Annotated in this window: 15 protein-coding genes; 11 read left to right on the forward strand and 4 right to left on the reverse strand. The window is 69.5% G+C overall.

The window, feature by feature from the left end; all coding sequences use genetic code 11:
* Nucleotides 1–195: 195 nt before the first annotated feature.
* Nucleotides 196–945 carry a GNAT family N-acetyltransferase gene (locus ACIBVP_RS06335; RefSeq protein ID WP_396104944.1) on the forward strand — a complete coding sequence of 250 codons (750 nt, stop codon included), beginning with the start codon at nt 196–198 and terminating at the stop codon, nt 943–945.
* Here the strand turns inward: ACIBVP_RS06335 and ACIBVP_RS06340 are convergent.
* Nucleotides 898–2,208: a M20/M25/M40 family metallo-hydrolase gene (locus tag ACIBVP_RS06340; protein WP_396104945.1), complete on the reverse strand. Its 1,311-nt coding sequence runs from the start codon at nt 2,206–2,208 to the stop codon at nt 898–900. The genes ACIBVP_RS06335 and ACIBVP_RS06340 overlap by 48 nt on opposite strands.
* Entirely contained in the window at nt 2,201–3,019 is an 819-nt protein-coding gene (locus ACIBVP_RS06345) for a M55 family metallopeptidase (protein ID WP_396104946.1), read from the reverse strand. Before ACIBVP_RS06345 ends, ACIBVP_RS06340 begins: the two co-directional genes overlap by 8 nt.
* Before the next feature lie 147 nt (nt 3,020–3,166).
* On the opposite strand from ACIBVP_RS06345, the gene ACIBVP_RS06350 reads away from it, so the two are divergent.
* From ACIBVP_RS06350 to mptB (ACIBVP_RS06385), 8 genes are all read left to right on the forward strand, one after another.
* Nucleotides 3,167–5,017, forward strand: a complete 1,851-nt coding sequence (locus ACIBVP_RS06350; RefSeq protein WP_396104947.1) for an ABC transporter substrate-binding protein — start codon at nt 3,167–3,169, stop codon at nt 5,015–5,017.
* A gap of 12 nt (nt 5,018–5,029) precedes the next feature.
* Complete coding sequence (locus tag ACIBVP_RS06355; protein WP_396104948.1) at nt 5,030–6,055, forward strand: ABC transporter permease; 1,026 nt, start codon at nt 5,030–5,032, stop codon at nt 6,053–6,055.
* Nucleotides 6,052–6,960, forward strand: a complete 909-nt coding sequence (locus ACIBVP_RS06360; protein ID WP_396104949.1) for an ABC transporter permease — start codon at nt 6,052–6,054, stop codon at nt 6,958–6,960. The genes ACIBVP_RS06355 and ACIBVP_RS06360 overlap by 4 nt, the downstream gene beginning before the upstream one ends.
* Before the next feature lies 1 nt (nt 6,961).
* Nucleotides 6,962–8,587 carry an ABC transporter ATP-binding protein gene (locus ACIBVP_RS06365; RefSeq protein WP_396104950.1) on the forward strand — a complete coding sequence of 542 codons (1,626 nt, stop codon included), beginning with the start codon at nt 6,962–6,964 and terminating at the stop codon, nt 8,585–8,587.
* 84 nt (nt 8,588–8,671) lie between these two features.
* Nucleotides 8,672–9,292, forward strand: a complete 621-nt coding sequence (locus ACIBVP_RS06370; protein ID WP_396104951.1) for a NucA/NucB deoxyribonuclease domain-containing protein — start codon at nt 8,672–8,674, stop codon at nt 9,290–9,292.
* An 8-nt stretch (nt 9,293–9,300) separates the two neighbouring features.
* Nucleotides 9,301–9,912: a hypothetical protein gene (locus tag ACIBVP_RS06375; protein ID WP_396104952.1), complete on the forward strand. Its 612-nt coding sequence runs from the start codon at nt 9,301–9,303 to the stop codon at nt 9,910–9,912.
* 246 nt (nt 9,913–10,158) lie between these two features.
* Entirely contained in the window at nt 10,159–11,715 is a 1,557-nt protein-coding gene (mptB, locus tag ACIBVP_RS06380; protein ID WP_396104953.1) for a polyprenol phosphomannose-dependent alpha 1,6 mannosyltransferase MptB, read from the forward strand.
* Nucleotides 11,705–13,168 (forward strand): polyprenol phosphomannose-dependent alpha 1,6 mannosyltransferase MptB, encoded by a 1,464-nt coding sequence (mptB, locus tag ACIBVP_RS06385; protein WP_396104954.1) that lies wholly within the window; start codon nt 11,705–11,707, stop codon nt 13,166–13,168. Before mptB (ACIBVP_RS06380) ends, mptB (ACIBVP_RS06385) begins: the two co-directional genes overlap by 11 nt.
* Nucleotides 13,169–13,177: 9 nt before the next feature.
* On the opposite strand, the gene ACIBVP_RS06390 is transcribed toward mptB (ACIBVP_RS06385), so the two are convergent.
* Nucleotides 13,178–13,393 carry a hypothetical protein gene (locus tag ACIBVP_RS06390; protein ID WP_396104955.1) on the reverse strand — a complete coding sequence of 72 codons (216 nt, stop codon included), beginning with the start codon at nt 13,391–13,393 and terminating at the stop codon, nt 13,178–13,180.
* 127 nt (nt 13,394–13,520) lie between these two features.
* Between ACIBVP_RS06390 and ACIBVP_RS06395 the strand changes: the two genes are divergently transcribed.
* The gene (locus tag ACIBVP_RS06395) at nt 13,521–14,297 is read left to right on the forward strand and encodes an ArsR/SmtB family transcription factor (protein ID WP_396104956.1); all 777 of its coding nucleotides are present in this window, start codon (nt 13,521–13,523) and stop codon (nt 14,295–14,297) included.
* On the opposite strand, the gene ACIBVP_RS06400 is transcribed toward ACIBVP_RS06395, so the two are convergent.
* On the reverse strand, nt 14,287–15,543 hold the full coding sequence (locus ACIBVP_RS06400) for an aminotransferase class V-fold PLP-dependent enzyme (protein WP_396104957.1): 1,257 nt from the start codon (nt 15,541–15,543) through the stop codon (nt 14,287–14,289). The two genes, ACIBVP_RS06395 and ACIBVP_RS06400, sit on opposite strands and share 11 nt — an antisense overlap.
* Nucleotides 15,544–15,611: 68 nt before the next feature.
* Between ACIBVP_RS06400 and ACIBVP_RS06405 the strand changes: the two genes are divergently transcribed.
* Nucleotides 15,612–16,310 (forward strand): MBL fold metallo-hydrolase, encoded by a 699-nt coding sequence (locus ACIBVP_RS06405; RefSeq protein ID WP_396104958.1) that lies wholly within the window; start codon nt 15,612–15,614, stop codon nt 16,308–16,310.
* The last annotated feature ends 56 nt before the right edge of the window (nt 16,311–16,366 follow it).

The following is a 16,366-nucleotide window of genomic DNA, read 5'->3' on the forward strand; positions in this document are numbered from 1 at the left end:
AACATCGATCTTGGTCGACGCTGTTCTAGCAGGAACCCCGTTGCCTATCTCAGCCGCCTTGACAACCCACCCACCGCCCTAACTGAACGGCATTGAGACTAGCCCTGGTGTGACCAGCGGGAGCCGGGGTGCTGGTTTCTGTCACACAAGTGGGCTGCATGACTATTCGCTTGCTTGCATGGTTACGCTGGCGATGTGTTCGATGATCTGATGCGTGCCGGGTGGCCTGCCCTCGACGAGGTCGAGGTGGGCGGCTGGGTGGCGCGGTTCTCCGGTGGTGTCACCCAACGCGCCAACGCCGTGGTGCCCGCGGTCGCGCCCCCGGACGTCGAGGCCGCGCTGCGGCAGGTCGAGGCGCTCTACGCCGCGCGTGGCCTGCCCGTGATCTTCCAGCTCGGGCCGTCGGCTCAGCCGACCGGACTGGACGAGGTGCTGGCGGCGCGCGGGTACGAGTTCGGCTCGCCGACGTCCGTCCAGACCGTGACGCTCGGGCGGCTGGACGGCGGCGCCGGGGTGGAGATCGCCGACGCGCCGTCGGAGGAATGGCTCGACCTGTGGTGGCGGGTGGACGGTCGCGGTGACCGGTCCGCCATGGACGTCGCGGTGAAGATCCTCGCCGGTGGGCCTGCCCTGTACGCGTCGCTGCGGGACGCGGGCGGAGTCGCCGCGGTGGGGCGGCTCGCGCTCGTGGGGGAGTGGGGCGGGATCTACTGCATGGCCGTGCGGGAGGACGTGCGGCGGCGTGGGCACGGCGCGGCCGTGCTCTCCGGGCTGCTGCGTGCCGGGCAGGAGCGTGGGATCACGCGTGCCTGGCTGCACGTGCGCGCGGAGAACACGGCCGCGCTGTCGCTCTACGAGAGGTTCGGGTTCACCGAGGCCTCCCGGTACCACTACCGGTCACACCGTGGACAGGAACCGGTCGAGCACGTTCACCCCGAACCGTAGGCCCTCGATCGGCACCCGTTCGTCCACGCCGTGGGCCATCAGCTTGTGGTCGTGGCCCTCCGGGATGAACAGCGGCGCGAACCCGAAACAGTCGATGCCCAGCTGGGCGAACGCCTTCGCGTCCGTGCCGCCGCCCATGCAGAACGGCACCACGACGCCCTCGGGGTCGAACGCGCGCAGGGCGTCGGCCATCGCGTCGAACCAGGGGGTGTCCACCGGTGCCTGGACGGCGTGCTGGAGCTGCACGAACTCGCGGGTCACGCCCGGTCCGAGGACGCGGTCGATCTCCGCCAGCAGGTCGTCCTCGGTGCCGGGGAGTACGCGGGTGTCCACCAGCGCGGACGCGACGCCCGGGATGACGTTCACCTTGTAGCCCGCCGACAGGACCGTCGGTGTCGTCGAGTTGCGGACGGTGTTCTCGATGACCTTCGCGGCCGGGCCGAGGCGGCGCAGCGTCTCGTCCATGTCGTGCCAGTCGACCTCGATGCCCAGCGCGGGCGTGGCCCGTTCCAGGAACGCCCGCACCGCCGGGATGAGGTGCACCGGCCACCGGTGCGCCGCCAGCCGCGACAGCGCGTGGACCAGCCTGACCACGGCGTTGTCGTCGTTGCGCCGGGAACCGTGACCCGCCCGGCCCTGCGCGGTCAGGCGCAGGTGTGCCGTGCCCCGCTCGGCCGTCGCCACCGGGTACAGCCGGACCTCGTGGCCGTCGCGGTGCCGCGCGCGGACGGTGTAGCCACCGGACTCGCCGATGGCCGCCGCGCATCCCTCGAACAGGTCGGGGTGCTTGTCCACCAGCCAGTGGGCGCCCCACTCGCCGGTGTCCTCCTCGTCGGCCACGAACGCGAGCACGATGTCACGCCGGGGCGCGATGCCCGCCGAGGACCACCGGGACAGCACGGTCAGCAGCGCCGCGCACATGTCCTTCATGTCCACGGCACCGCGGCCCCACACGAACCCGTCGCGGATCTCGCCCGCGAACGGGTGCACCGACCACTCCGACTCGTCCGCGGGCACCACGTCGAGGTGCGCGTGGACCAACAGCGGCGCCAGGTTCGGGTCACTGCCCGGCACCCTGACGACGACGTTCGTACGTGTCGGGTCCCGTTCCAGCAGGGTGGGGGTGAGACCGGAGTCGGTGAGGTGCTCGGCGACGAACTCGGCGATCGCCCGCTCGCCGAGCAGGGACTTGCCGTCGCCGAGGTTCGTCGTGTCGAACCTGATCAGCTCGGCGCACAGTTCCTCGACCGCCAGCTCACCCATAGCTTCCCTCCACGGCACCGCTCGCGATCGCGGTGACGATCTTGAACGCCTTCATCGCATCGGTCATCGACGCGGCGTCGAACCCGGCCCGTCGCACGTCGAGCTGCTCGACCGTGGGCACCACGGCGGCCGCCGCGGCGAGGTGTGCCGCGTCGAACTCGACCTCGATGCGGTGCCCGCTGATCGACCCGTCGAAACGTCCGGCCCGTGCCATGGCGGCGCGGGACTGCTCCTCGATGGCCGCCGCGGTCACCGCGGGCGGGGTGCAGATCGCCGCGTACCGGCTCACGCACTCCTTCACCGCGACCGTCCGCGCGTCCGGCACGTAGTCTCCCGCATCCTCGCAGGTCAGGTCGTCACCGGTGACCAGGAGCACGGGCACGCCGTGTTCGGCGGCGAGCGCGGCGTTGAGCCTGCCCTCGCTCGCGTGGACGCCGTCGAGCCACACCCCCGTGATCTGGTTGGGCAGGTAGGTGTGGGACAACACCCCCTCGACCCCGGCGCCGGTGTGGTAGCCGAGGAAGACCACGCCGTCCACCCCGGAGTCGATGCCCTGCATCATCGAGAGCGGTTTGTGCCTTCCGGTGAGCATCCGCGCCCGCGTGTCGAGGTCCTCCAGCAGCACGTTGCGCTGGCTGGAGTGCGCCTCGTTCACCAGCACGTCCGTGGCGCCGCCGGCGTACAACCCGGCAACACAGGCATTCACGTCACTGGTGAACATCGTCCGGAACCGTTGCCACTGTTCCGTTCCGACCTGCACGTCCGCCGTCCAGGTGACGCCGGTGGCGCCTTCCATGTCGGCTGAAATCATGATCCGCACAACCGCACACGTTACGTCTTGGCACACGTTGCCGACACAGATTGACTTCAAGCACCCATAAGTGGTTACTTCCTCTCAACTTACGAGGAAGAGGTGATCATCGTGAGATCGAGGCTACTGGGGCTCGGTGTCACCCTAATGGCGTCTCTGCTGGTCACGGCACCCGTCGCGGTGCCGGCCGCCGCGACGCCCGCCCCCGCGGGGGCAGCTGAGGCGGCGAGCAACCAGGCAGGCAAGATACTTCGGATCGGTGTCAACCGTGAGGTCGACACGCTCAACCCGTTCATGTCCATCACCCTGATGGGTACAAGCATCCTCCGGTCCCAGTTCGAGTTCCTGACCACCTACAGCCAAGGCTCGATGACACCCGAGGGCGCGCTCGCCGAGCGGTGGGAGGTCTCGGACGACAAGCTGACCTGGACCTACCACATCCGCAAGGACGTGAAGTGGTCCGACGGCAAGCCGGTCACCGCCAAGGACGCAGCCTGGACCTTCCAGAAGATGCTGGACGACGAGGTCGCGCGGACTGCGAACGGCAGCTACGTGCAGCAGTGGGAGTCGGTCAAGGCCGTCGGCGACCACAAGCTGGAGATCAAGACCAAGGTCCCGCAGGCGACCATGGACGCTCTCGACATCCCGATCGTGCCGGAACACGTGTGGTCGAAGATGTCCGACATCAGCGCCGAACCCGAGTACCCGATGGTGGGCAACGGGCCGTACTACATCACCGAGTTCAAAGAAGCCCAGTTCACCAAGATGAAGGCCAACCCGCACTACTGGCGCGGTGTGCCCAAGGTGGACGAGGTCCACTTCATCTACTACAGCAACTCTGACGCCTCGGTGTCCGCGCTGCAGAGCGGTGAGGTCGACCTGATCAACCCGCTCACGCCGACCCAGTTCGACGCGTTGCAGGGCGCACCGGACATCGCGCTCAACAACGCGCAGAACCGCCGGTTCAACGAGCTGCTGATCAACCCGGGCGCCGCCACCAACGACGGTACGCCGATCGGCAACGGCAACCCCGCGCTGAAGGACATCAAGCTGCGGCAGGCGATCGCCCAGGCGATCGACTCCAAGACGCTCGTGGACAAGGTGTGGAGCGGCTACGCCACCGAGGCCGCCGGGTACATCCCGCCGATGTTCTCCGACTTCGCGTGGAAGCCGTCGGGTGACCAGGTGCGCAAGTTCGACCTCGACGCGGCGAACAAGGCGCTCGACGAGGCGGGGTACAAGAAGGGCTCGGACGGCATCCGGCTCGACAAGCAGGGCAAACCGCTGAACCTCCGGCTGCTCACGCACGCCGAACGGGACGTCGACGAGAACGCGAGCCCGTTCATCAAGGGCTGGCTGAAGGAGATCGGCATCGAGGTCACGGTCGAGCCGAAGTCGGACAACCAGGTCAACGAGGAAACCACCCGCGGTGAGTTCGACCTGGCGATCTCCGGCTGGAGCGCCAACCCCGACCCGGACTACGTGCTCTCGCTGCAGACGTGTGCCAACCGGCCGAACGCCGACGGGACGGGTGCGACACCGGACTCGTTCCTGTGCAACGAGGAATACGACGCGCTGTACGCCAAGCAGCTCTCGGAGTTCGACCGGAGCAAGCGGGTCGAGATCGTCAAGCAGATGCAGGAGATCCTGTACGAGCAGGCCACACTGGTGATCTTCGGCTACGACAACGCGCTCGAGGCCTTCCGGACGGACACGTTCGAAGGGTTCCCGAAGCAGCCGACGGACAGCGGCGTGATCATGTTCCAGCAGAGCTACTGGGGTCTCCTCGGCGCCACGCCGAAGGGTGAGGGCCCGGTGCCCAGCTACGAGGGCGGCGGCACCGCCGCCTCCGGCGAGGACACCACCGAAGCGGCAGGTGAGGACAGCAGCAACACCGGGCTGGTCCTCGGCATCGTCGGTGGTGTGATCGTCGTCGTGCTCGTGGCGGGACTGCTGGTCGCACGGGGTCGCCGCAAGACCGCGGACGACCGCGAGTAGTAAAGGACAACTGTGTCGGACATCCTCACCCCGACTGAGGAGGCACTGGCAGAGGCTCCGTCACCCACCCGTGGTGGCGGAGCCCTCCGCTACGTGCTGACGAAGATCGGCGGCGGCCTGCTCAGCTTCGCGCTCGTGATCGTGCTGGGCTTCCTCCTCTTCCGTGCGCTGCCAGGCGACGTGATCACGACCATGACCAGGGGTCGCCCGGCGACACCTGAGCAGATCGCGCTCCTCGAGCGGCAGTTCGGGCTCGACCTGCCACTGTGGCAGCAGTTCCTGAACTACCTCGGCGACCTGTTGCGCGGCGACCTCGGCGACTCCTACGTGTATCGCGTGCCGGTGCTGCAGAAGATCGAGGAACGCCTCTGGCCGACCGTGCTGCTGGTCGGCGTGTCCACGCTGATCTCCGTGGCACTCGGGCTGTGGATCGGCACCCGGTCGGGGTGGCGGCGGGGGAGCCGGTTCGACCGGATCTCCACCGGCGTCGCCCTCGCCCTGTGGTCGACTCCGACGTTCTGGCTCGGCATGCTGCTGCTCGCGGCCACGACCGGGCTGTTCCCGACCGCGGGCATCGTCTACTCCGACACCCCGCCGGACTTCCTGTCCCAGGCACTCGACGTCGCCCACCACCTGGTGCTGCCGACGATCACGATGGTCGCCGTCACCTACGCGCAGTACCAGCTGGTGATGCGGTCGTCGCTGATCGAGGAGATGGGCGCCGACTACCTGACCACCGCCCGGGCCAAGGGGCTGCGCGACGACGTGGTGCGCCGCAAGCACGCCGTGCCCAACGCCCTGCTGCCCACCGTCACGCTGGTGTTCCTGCACCTCGGGTTCGTGATCGCGGGCGCCATCAGCGTGGAGACCGTGTTCTCGTGGCCCGGTCTCGGCAGGCTGACCTACGACGCGCTCCGCGTCGGTGACCTGCCGTTGCTGCAGGGCACCTTCATCGTGCTGGCAGGCGCGGTGATCTTCATGAACGTGCTCGCGGACCTGCTGTACCGCGTGCTCGACCCGAGGGTGCGTGCCGCATGACCGCTCCATCCCCGTCACCGCGGGCACTGGCCTGGCACCGCCGCGGTGCCGCGTTCGCCGCCGGGTGGCGCGAGTTCGCGAAGCAGCGCACCGGCCTGGTCGGCCTCGGGCTGCTCGTGGTGATCGTGCTGCTCGCCGTCCTCGCGCCGGTCCTCACCGACCGCGACGGGCTCGACGTCACCAAGGCGACCGGCGGCCGCCTGGAACCGCCGAGCGGCGAGTTCTGGCTCGGCACCGACCGGCCGGGCCGCTCCGTGCTGCTGCTGACGCTGTGGAGCGCACGGATCTCCCTGACCGTCGGGTTCGTCGCCACACTGCTGTCGATCGCGATCGGCACGGTCATCGGCATCCTGGCCGCGCACTACGGCCGGTGGGTGAACGCGGGCCTCATGCGGCTCACCGACTTCTTCCTCGTGCTGCCGTCGCTGGTGCTGGCGATCGCGCTGTCGACCGTGCTGGAACGCGGCATCGGCACGATCATCCTGGCCATCGGACTGACGTCGTGGCCGTCGGCGGCCCGGCTGGTCCGCGCCCAGACACTCACGATCGAGGCCCGGCCGTACATCGAGCGTGCGAAGGCACTGGGCGGCGGGCACCTCCACGTGATCTCCAAGCACGTGCTGCCCGCGGTCATGCCGCTCGTGTTCGTGAACACGACGCTGGCCGTCGGCTCCGCGATCGTGGCCGAGTCGACGCTGTCGTTCCTCGGGCTCGGCGACCCCGACCCGATGCGGCCGTCGTGGGGTTCGATGCTGCGTTCCGCCTGGCTCGACTCGGCGATCATCGCGGGCGCCTGGTGGTACCTGTTGCCACCCGGTATCGCGATCGGCATCGTCGTGCTGGCGTTCACCATGTGCGGGCGGGCTCTCGAGACCGTCCTCAACCCACGACTGCGGGAGGGCTGACGTGCCGCTGCTCGAACTGCGGGACCTGTCGGTCCGGTACCGCAACCGTGACGTCGAGGCCGTCCGCGGCGTCGACCTCACCCTGGAGGCCGGCGAGACGCTGGGCCTGGCGGGGGAGTCCGGTTGCGGCAAGTCCACGCTCGCCATGTCCGTGCTGCGGCTGCTGCCGTCCACCGCGGAGATCCGCGGCGAGATCCTCCTGGACGGCGAGGACGTCACCACGATGAAGTGGGGACGGCTGCGTGCGGTGCGGTGGACGTCGGCCGCGATCGTGTTCCAGGGCGCCATGCACGCGCTGAACCCGGTGCGGCGCGTCCGCGACCAGATCGCCGAGCCGATCGAGCTGCACAGCAAGACGCAGCTGTCCGCGTCGGCCATGCGCAAGCGGGTCGACGAGCTGCTCGCGCAGGTGGAGCTGCCGCCGGAGAAGGGCGACGCGTACCCGCACGAGCTGTCCGGCGGGCAGAAACAGCGGGTCATGATCGCGATGGCGCTGGCGTGCGAGCCGCGGCTGGTGATCGCGGACGAGCCGACCACCGCGCTCGACGTGATCGTGCAGGCCCAGGTCCTCGCACTGATGTCGGACCTGGTGGCGAAGAAGGACATCGGGCTGATCATGATCAGCCACGACCTGGCGGTCCTCGCGTCGACGTGCGCCCGGCTCGCCGTGATGTACCAGGGCGAGCTGGTGGAGGAGGGTTCGTCGGCGCACGTGATCGCCGACCCGGCCCACACCCACACCAAGACCCTGGCCGCCGCGTTCCCCACGGTCGGTGACCCGGTCTCCCGGTACGCCCCGGCGACCGCCACCACGCTCCCGGAGTCGGTCCCCGAACCGGGGGAGGAGCTGCTGGGGACCACGGACCTGCACGTCACGTTCCGCTCGCGAGGGGTCACGCACGCGGTCGCGGGTGTGGACCTGGCGGTGCGGCGCGGTGAGATCGTCGCGCTGGTCGGGCAGTCCGGCTCGGGCAAGACCACCCTCGCCAGGACGATCCTCGGCCTGCAGCAACCGACGTCAGGTCAGGTGACCTACGACGGCAAGCCGTTGCCGCGGTCCACCCGTGGGCTCAAGGCCTACCGGCGCGAGGTGCAGCTCGTGCTGCAGGACCCGACGAGCGCGCTGAACCCCCGCCACTCCGTCTACGAGTCCATCGCCGAGGGCCTGCGCATCCACCGCGTCCCCGGCGACGAACGCGAACACGTGGCGGCGGCCCTCGACGCGGCGGAACTGCGGCCCGCGGAGGAGTTCATGCCGCTGTTGCCGCACCAGCTCTCCGGTGGCCAGCGGCAACGCGTGGTGATCGCGGGCGCCCTCGCGCTGGAGCCGAAACTGCTGGTGGCGGACGAACCGGTGGCGTCGCTGGACGCGTCCGTGCGCGGCGAGATCCTGGCGCTGCTGCTGCGACTGCGGGCCAACCTCGGCCTCGCCGCGCTGGTGATCACGCACGACCTCGGCCTGGCGTGGAACATCGCCGACCGGGTCGCGGTGATGTACCGGGGCGAACTCGTCGAGGTCGGTCCCGTGGACGAGGTGCTCAACGACCCCCAGCACTCGTACACGCGGTCGCTCCTGGCCGCCCTGCCGTCCACCCGCCCGAAGGAAACCGACGTCACGAGCGGGTGAACCCCCGGTCTCGACTGGTGTCACACCGTGGTTCACGGTCAGTATTGGAAGCGACACTCAAGGTGAGACCTTGGGGGTCGCTCGATGGCAAGCAAGACAACCGCGCGGATCGTGGTCGCGGCGGCGCTGGTCGGCGCCGCCGCGTACTTCGCTCCCGAAGCTCTGGACGAGGTCGGCGATTTCCTCGGCGACGCGGTGGGCGCGAACGACGCGGTCACTCTCGGCGAAGGAGAGACCGCATTGCTGGTCGCCGCGAACGCGAAGGCCAAGCTGGTCAATTGTGCTCCGGGAACGATCGTCGCCGAGAAGTCGTGCGACGGGCTCCGCATACTCGTGGTCGACGCGGCCCGCATGCCGTTCATTGCCAGGAACACCAAACTGGCCTGGGAATCGGGGTTGCCGGCAGTGCTCACGATGGATCGGAGCAAGCAGAACGAGAACCGCGACGCGGCCTGTCCGAGGAGTTTCCCCAGGCCGCACGGCGGACAATGTGACGAGTACCCGATGGCAAGCACCTCGGAAGGGGGTATGAAGGTCAGGACGGAGGAAGTGCCACCGCGCGAGAACCGGTGCCAGGGTGGTTCCTACGTCCGCCAGTACCCGCCCGACGGGCGGCGCTTCCTGGTCGTGATCAGTCACCCGGACCTGGTCGCGGCCGCTCCGTACGCAGGCGTCGACGTCGCCGTCGAACCGGACTGCGGCTAGGGGGCAACGTGTCAGTCGATGCGCTGGTCGGCAAGTACTCCTGGGTCAATCAGATCGAGGGGTGGACGGTGTCGGTCATGCGCGCACGCCCCACCGACGAACTGGTGCGGGTCTACGGCCGAGGCCAGGAGGTCCCGCTGGGCGACCTCCCCTTCGCGCACATGGATCGCCATCGGAGCCCCGACACCAGCGCCGTCGAGCTGTTCACGCAGGTCGCGCAGTTCGGTGGGCACACGGTCACGCTCGAGCACAACGGGTGGAGCGGCGCCTTCCCGGAAATCGCCCGGCGCTGCTCGGCCGACGGCGGGTGGTTCTACAGCGTCTACTGGAACATCCACGCCGCCGGGATGGTCACTCAGGCCATCGACGCTCGCGTCACCGCCCAGTTCGAACCGCTCTACCCCATGGCTCCGGACGTGCAGCCGGGGGAGCGGCGGCCGGACTGGGCGATCGGCCCGCAGGTCGCGCTGGGACTCGCGCGCCAGGTGTGCATGGCTCAGCTGGAACAGCAGACAGGCGTGGAGGTGCGCAAGGAGTGGCTCGTCGAGCCGCTGCCCACCTTCCTGATGCCGGAGCCTTACGGCCTTTACACGGACGTCGACGGCGCTGACCGGGCCTGAACCACACGGACGACGCACCCTCCGCCACTCCTCTCATTACTATCAAATAGTAACTATATAGATGTCCCATATTTGGCGCGGCGGCGACGCAGGGGCGTGGGGAGGCTCCCGCGCCTCCAAAGACGCCAACGAGAGGGGAGAGGAACCAAGATCACTACCCCTGGTGTCGTACCCGGCACGCCTTGTCGGGGGAAAGGCCACCGTTCCTACGAACGGACCAACCGGCCTGTGTAATCTCAGACCGCCATGTCAACCACCACCGACGCCCACGGGGTGCCCCCCGCAGTGAGCACCGTAGAAGACGCGACCCCAGTGCCGGTACCGGTTCGGCGCGCGCCCGCGCTCCCGGTGCGCACCATCGCGCTCGGCACCATCGGCAGCCTGCTGATCCTCGTGAGCGCCCTCGGCGCGGGCGCGATCCTCGCGCAGGACCCGATGATCGGCCGCGGCCCGCTGTCGTGGATCCGCTACGGCCACGGCCGCATCCTCGCCACACTCGTCCTCTACACCGGTTTCGCGCTGGTGGTGTGGGCGTGGGTGCTGCTCGGCAGGCACGTGCTCGCCGGCCGGGTCGGTGCGCGGCCGGTGCTGATCGCCACGGTGTGCTGGACCATCCCGATGTTGTTCTCGCCGCCGGTGTTCTCCCGCGACGCGTACCTCTACATCGCGTACGGCACGCTGCCGCTGCACGGCTACGACCCCTACTCGGTGGGGCCCGGCATCCTCGACGTCGACCCGGTGGTGGACAACGTCGACTCGTTCTGGCAGGCCACTCCGGCGCCGTACGGGCCGTTGTTCATCCTGCTCGCCAAGGGCGTCATCTCGATCACCGGCACGAACATGATCGCCGGTGTCGTCCTGATGAAGCTGGGGCTCGTGGTCGGTGTGGCGCTGATGGTGGTGGCCATGCCGGGGCTGGTGCGGCACCTGGGCGGCAGGCTGCCCGTCGCGCTGTGGCTCGCGGTCGCCGGGCCGATGACCGTGGTGCACCTGGTCGGCGGGCCGCACAACGACGTCCTCATGGTCGGTCTGCTCGCCGTGGGCACGGTGATGGTGCTCGACCGGAAACACGTGCTGGGCATGGTCGTGGTCACGCTCGCCGTCGCGGTGAAGGCGACCGCGGGCGTGGCGTTGCCGTTCCTGGTGTGGGTGTGGGCCGGGCACCTGGAGTCCACGCGCTGGCGCAACTTCGCTCGCGCGTGTGCCGCGTCGGTCGGCATCTTCGTCGTGACGTTCGCGGCCGCCACCGTCGTGTCCGGCGTCAACCTGGGCTGGATCACCGCGCTCGACGCGCCGACCGCGATCGTGAACTGGCTGTCCATCCCGACCGGTGCGGGGGAGATCCTGCACGGTCTGGTCGGCGTGTTCGTGGACGCGCCGAAGGTCTGGTTCGTCAGCTTCATGCGGGTCGTCGGCGGCATCGTGCTGGTGTGGATCCTGGTCCGCCAGTGGTGGCTGGCGCGCGACGGCGGTCCGGACGCCATCCGGCGGGCCGCGATCGCGTTGTTCGCGTTCGCTGTCCTGTCGCCCGCGACGCTGCCGTGGTACCTGGTGTGGGGTTTCGTGCTGGCGGCCGCGTTGCGCTGGGAGCGTCGTCAGCTCGCCGTGCTGGTCGCGTTCAACGTGTTCTACGTGCTGACCTACAGCCCGGCGGGCGACGACCTGCTGTACGACTGGCTGTTCATGGCGTTGGCCGCCGGGATCTCCATCCTGGCCGGGATGTCGCTGTTGCGTCGTGATCCGCTGAACCTCTTCCCCGCTCGCGAGCCGTTCCTGCCGCGCGGGGCGAGCGTTGAGCGCTGACACGGCCGACAAGTCGGCCGGCCCGGTAGCCGACGCCCCGGTCCATCCGAGGGGCCCGATCGTGCTCGGCACGGTCGGCAGTGTGGTGTTGCTCCTCGCGAGCTTCGCGTCGGCGGCGGGTTCGGTGCGGTACCCGTTCCTTGGCGGGTCGCTTGACTGGCTGAACTACGGGCACGGTCACATGCTGGCCGAACTGGTCACGTATCTCGGGTACGGGCTGCTGGTGTGGGCGTGGATCCGGCTGGGTCGTCTGGTGCTTGCCGATCGGGTGCGGACGAGGTCGGTGCTGGTCGCAGCCGCGTGCTGGACCGTGCCGATGCTGTTCGCGCCCGCGCTGTTCACCCGTGACGTGTTCTCCTACCTCGCGCAGGGGGCGGTGGCGCTGGCGGGTCACGACCCGTTCGCGGTGTCGCCGACCGTGCTGGGCCACGGGTCGGAGCTGCTCGACAACGTCCACCCGTTCTGGCAGGGCACGCCCGCGCCGTACGGGCCGCTGTTCATCCTGCTGGCCAAGGGCACGGTGTGGCTGGTCGGTTCGCACGTGTACGCGGGCATTCTCGTGACGCGGCTGCTCGAGGTGGCGGGGCTCGCGTTGCTGGTGTGGGCGCTGCCCGGTCTCGTGCGGCACCTCGGTGGGAAGCTGCCGGTGGCCGCGTGGTTGCTGCTCGCGGGTCCGCTGATGGTGGTCCACCTGGTCGGCGGGCCGCACAACGACCTGTTGATGATCGGGTTCCTCGCGGCGGGCACGCTGCTGGTGCTGGACCGCAGGCACGTGCTGGGCATCGCCGTGGTGACGTTGGGTGTGGCGGTGAAGGCGAGTGCCGGGATCGCGTTGCCGTTCCTGGTGTGGGTGTGGGCCGCGCGCCTGGAGTCGACGCGGTGGCGGAACTTCGTGCGTGCCACGGCGTGTTCGCTCGCGGTGTTCGTGGCGGTGTTCGCGGTCGTGTCGCTGGCGACGTGGGTGGATCTGGGCTGGTTGACGCAGGTGAACGCGTCGTCGCGGCTGGTGAACTGGTTGTCGCCGCCGACCGCGCTGGGTGAGCTGGTGCACGGGCTGGTCGGGATCTTCGTGGACGTGTCGCGGGATCCGTTCGTCACCGTGACGCGGTTGCTCGGGCTGGCGGCGCTGGTCGTGCTGGTGGTACGGCAGTGGTGGCTTGCCCGGGACGGCGGGGTTGACGCGGTGCGGCGGGCGGCGGTCGCGTTGCTGCTGGTGGCGGTGCTGTCGGCGACGTTGTTGCCGTGGTATCTGACGTGGGCGCTCGCGCTGGGTGCCGCGGTGCCGTGGCGGCCGAGGTGGCTGGCGGTGGCGGCGGGCGTGTCGGTGTTCATGGTGGCGCCGTACTCGGCGGCGGGGGAGCAGCTGCTGTACGAGTGGCCGCTGATGGCCGCTGCCGTCGCGTTGTCGGCGTGGGCGGGTTACTCGCTCGTGCGGCCGCCGGTGCGCGCGTAGCGGTCCACGTCAGACGGGCACGTGGAACGCGTGGTCCCAGCCGGGGTCTTCGTCGCAGACGGGGCACGGCAGTTCGACGACGACGCCGGGTGCCTTGTCCGCGAAGACCGCGCCGGAGCCGGGCAGGATCATGGGGCGCACGTCGCCGTGTTCGGCGCGGTACTGGGTGATCTGCCTGCAGCCATGGCACACCGTTCTGGGCGGTGTCGCGGCGCTGTCCATCATCGGGCGAGCATAGCGAGGGGGAGTGGACGGGAGTCGTCCGCTGCTGGGGCGTGTCATCGCTTGACATGCAGCCATCTGGCTGCCTAATTTAGGCAGCCAGATGGCTGCATGTTGAATGGGATCGTGGATGGACCTGGTTTTCAAGGCGCTGGCCGATCCGAGCCGCCGCGCGTTGCTCGACCGGCTGAACGACCAGAACGGCCAAACGCTGCGTGAGCTGTGCGCGGGGCTGGACATGGCGCGCCAGTCGGTCAGCAAGCACCTCGCCGTGCTCGAGGCCGCGAACCTCGTCAGCACGGTGTGGCGCGGCAGGGAGAAGCTGCACTACGTCAACGCGGAACCGATCAACGCCATCGCCGACCGCTGGATCACCCAGTACGACCGTCGGCGGGTGCGCGCACTCGCCGACCTCAAGACCGTGTTGGAGCAACCCGTGAGCACACCCGAGTTCGTCTACACCACCTACATCAACACCACACCGGAGCGCCTGTGGCAGGCGCTCACCGACCCCGCGTTCACCAAGCGGTACTGGGGCGTCGAGTTCGAGACCGACTGGGTCAAGGGGTCCCGGATGACGTGGTTCGAGAGCGGGCGCCGGATCGAGGATCCGGAGCAGGTGGTGCTCGAGTCGAACCCGTACACCCGACTTGCCTACACCTGGCACACCTACACCCCGGAGTGGGCGGAATCCGTCGGTTTCTCGGCGGAGGACCGTGCCGCTCTGGCCGCCGAGAGGCGTTCCACGGTGACGTTCACGCTCGATCAGCAGGGCGCGGTGGTCAAGCTGACCGTCGTGCACGAGGGCGGCGAGCGCACGCTGTCCGGTGTCCGCGAAGGCTGGCCCGCGATCGTCTCCAGCCTGAAGTCGTTGCTGGAGACCGGCGACGTGCTGCCTACGGCCTGAGTGCGCGGGCCGCGGTCACCACCTTGTCCACCTGGTCGGGTGTGGTCACGATGCTCGGCCCGAACCGCAGGTACTGCTGCGCGTAGGGCGTGACGCTGGCGACGACCCCGGCCTCGCGCAGCGCCACCACCGCGGTGAAGGCGTCCATGCCGTCCACCTCGCAGCACACGATGCCGGCGGACATGTCCGGGTCGTCCGGCGTGATCAGCGTGATCGAGGGGATCTTCGCCAGGCCCTCCTTGAGGCGGGTCGCCTGTACCGTGATGCGCTCGGCGATCCGGCCGCGGCCGATCCGCTCGTGCAGTTCGAACGCCTCCCGCAGCGCCCAGCGGTGCTCGAACGAGTGGTAGCCGCCGGGTGTGAACCGGGCGCCGGGGGAGGAGCCCTCGGAGAACGTCGGGATGACCGGGTCGAGCGCGTCCCACGCCCGGCCCCACAGCACACCGGTGCCCCTCGGCCCGAACAGCCACTTGTGGGTGCCGGAGGACAGGAAGTCGCAGCCGAGGTCCGCGACGGCGATGTCGACGGCACCGAACCCGTGCACCCCGTCGACGCACAGCAGGGCCCGGTCCTCCGGTGCCCGCCCGGTGTTGACGTCGGCGAGCATCGCGGCGATGGCGGGCACGGGAAGCCGTACACCGGTACTGGAATGCACCCATGTGATCGCGACGACCCGCGTGTTGGCCGTGATCGCGCTCCGCAGCCGGGACACGACCTCGTCCGCGTCGGCGGCGCGCGGGTCGTCGTAGAGGGCGACCTCGCGGACGGTCGCGCCGGTGCGGCGGGCCATCAGGTCGAGCGCGGCGTGGTGGGCGACGAAGTCGTGGGTGCTGGTGACGACGTCCTGGCCGGCGCGCAGCCGCATGCCGGAGTACAGGACACCCAGTCCCATGGTGGTGCTGTCGGTGAACGCGACCTGGTCCGGGGTGCCGCCGAGGTAGACCGCCGCGGTCTTGCGGAGCTCCGCCTCGGCGGTGCCGTGGCTGTGCAGGTAGGCCTCGGTGTCGGCGTCGAGCCCCGCGCGGTGCCGCTCGATCGCGTCGGCCACCGGTTTCGGGTGCGCGGCGAGGACGAACGCGGCGGTGTGGACCAGGTCGGGGTCGAGGGGGAACAGGGCGCGGACGTCGTCCCAGTCCGCCGGGTCGAAGCGGGCGGGCGCGGGTGGTGCCGGGTCGGTGGTCGTGCAGGCCACGAGTCCGGTGACGAGCCCGGCGGTGAGGATGGTGCGACGCCCCAGTTCGTCCATCGGAGCATGGTATGCGCCGACAGCGAAACTGAGGGCCGTTTCGGGTCGCCTGATTTAGGTTGTGCCGCATGGAGATCACCGAGCTGCTTCCACGGCTGCACCAGATCGACCTGGAGTTCGGTCAGGCGTACCTGTGGCGCGACGGCGACGAGCTGACGCTGGTCGACACCGGGATTCCCGGCAGCGGCCCGGCGATCGCGGCGGCCGTCGAGTCGCTCGGGCTGCCGCGGTCGGCGATCCGGCGGATCGTGATCACGCACGGCCACGAGGACCACGCCGGTTCGGCCGCGGAGATCCGGGCGTGGGACGGGGCCACGGTGTACGCCCACGCCGCCGACGCGCCGGTCGTCCGAGGGGAACGGCCGCGTGCGGAGCCGGTGATCACCGATTTCGAACGCCCGTATTGGGAACGGGTGACCGAGTTGGGGATCACCGCCATGACCATCCCACCGTCCTCAGTGGACGTCGAGCTGACCGGCGGCGAGGACCTGCCCTTCGGGGACGGTGCCCGCGTCCTGCCGATCCCCGGCCACACCCCGGGCAGCATCGCGGTACACCTGACCGAACACAACGTCCTGTTCGCGGGCGACACCGTCGCGTGCCTGCCCGAGACCGGCGTGATCCCGGGCGCGTTCAACGTCGACGGCGACGCGATGCTCGCGTCCTACCGCATGCTGGCCGACCTCGACCCGGACACCGTGTGTGTCGGCCACGGCACCTCGGTGGTCGGCGGTGCGGGCGCCGCCATGCGCGCGGTCCTCGGCTAGTCTGCGCGGACATGGCTCGGGTCAGGGAGTTCGCCGAACTGCGGCTCCACTGACGC

The organism is Actinophytocola sp. NPDC049390 (assembly GCF_044466355.1).
In the GTDB taxonomy this organism is placed as follows: domain Bacteria; phylum Actinomycetota; class Actinomycetes; order Mycobacteriales; family Pseudonocardiaceae; genus Actinophytocola.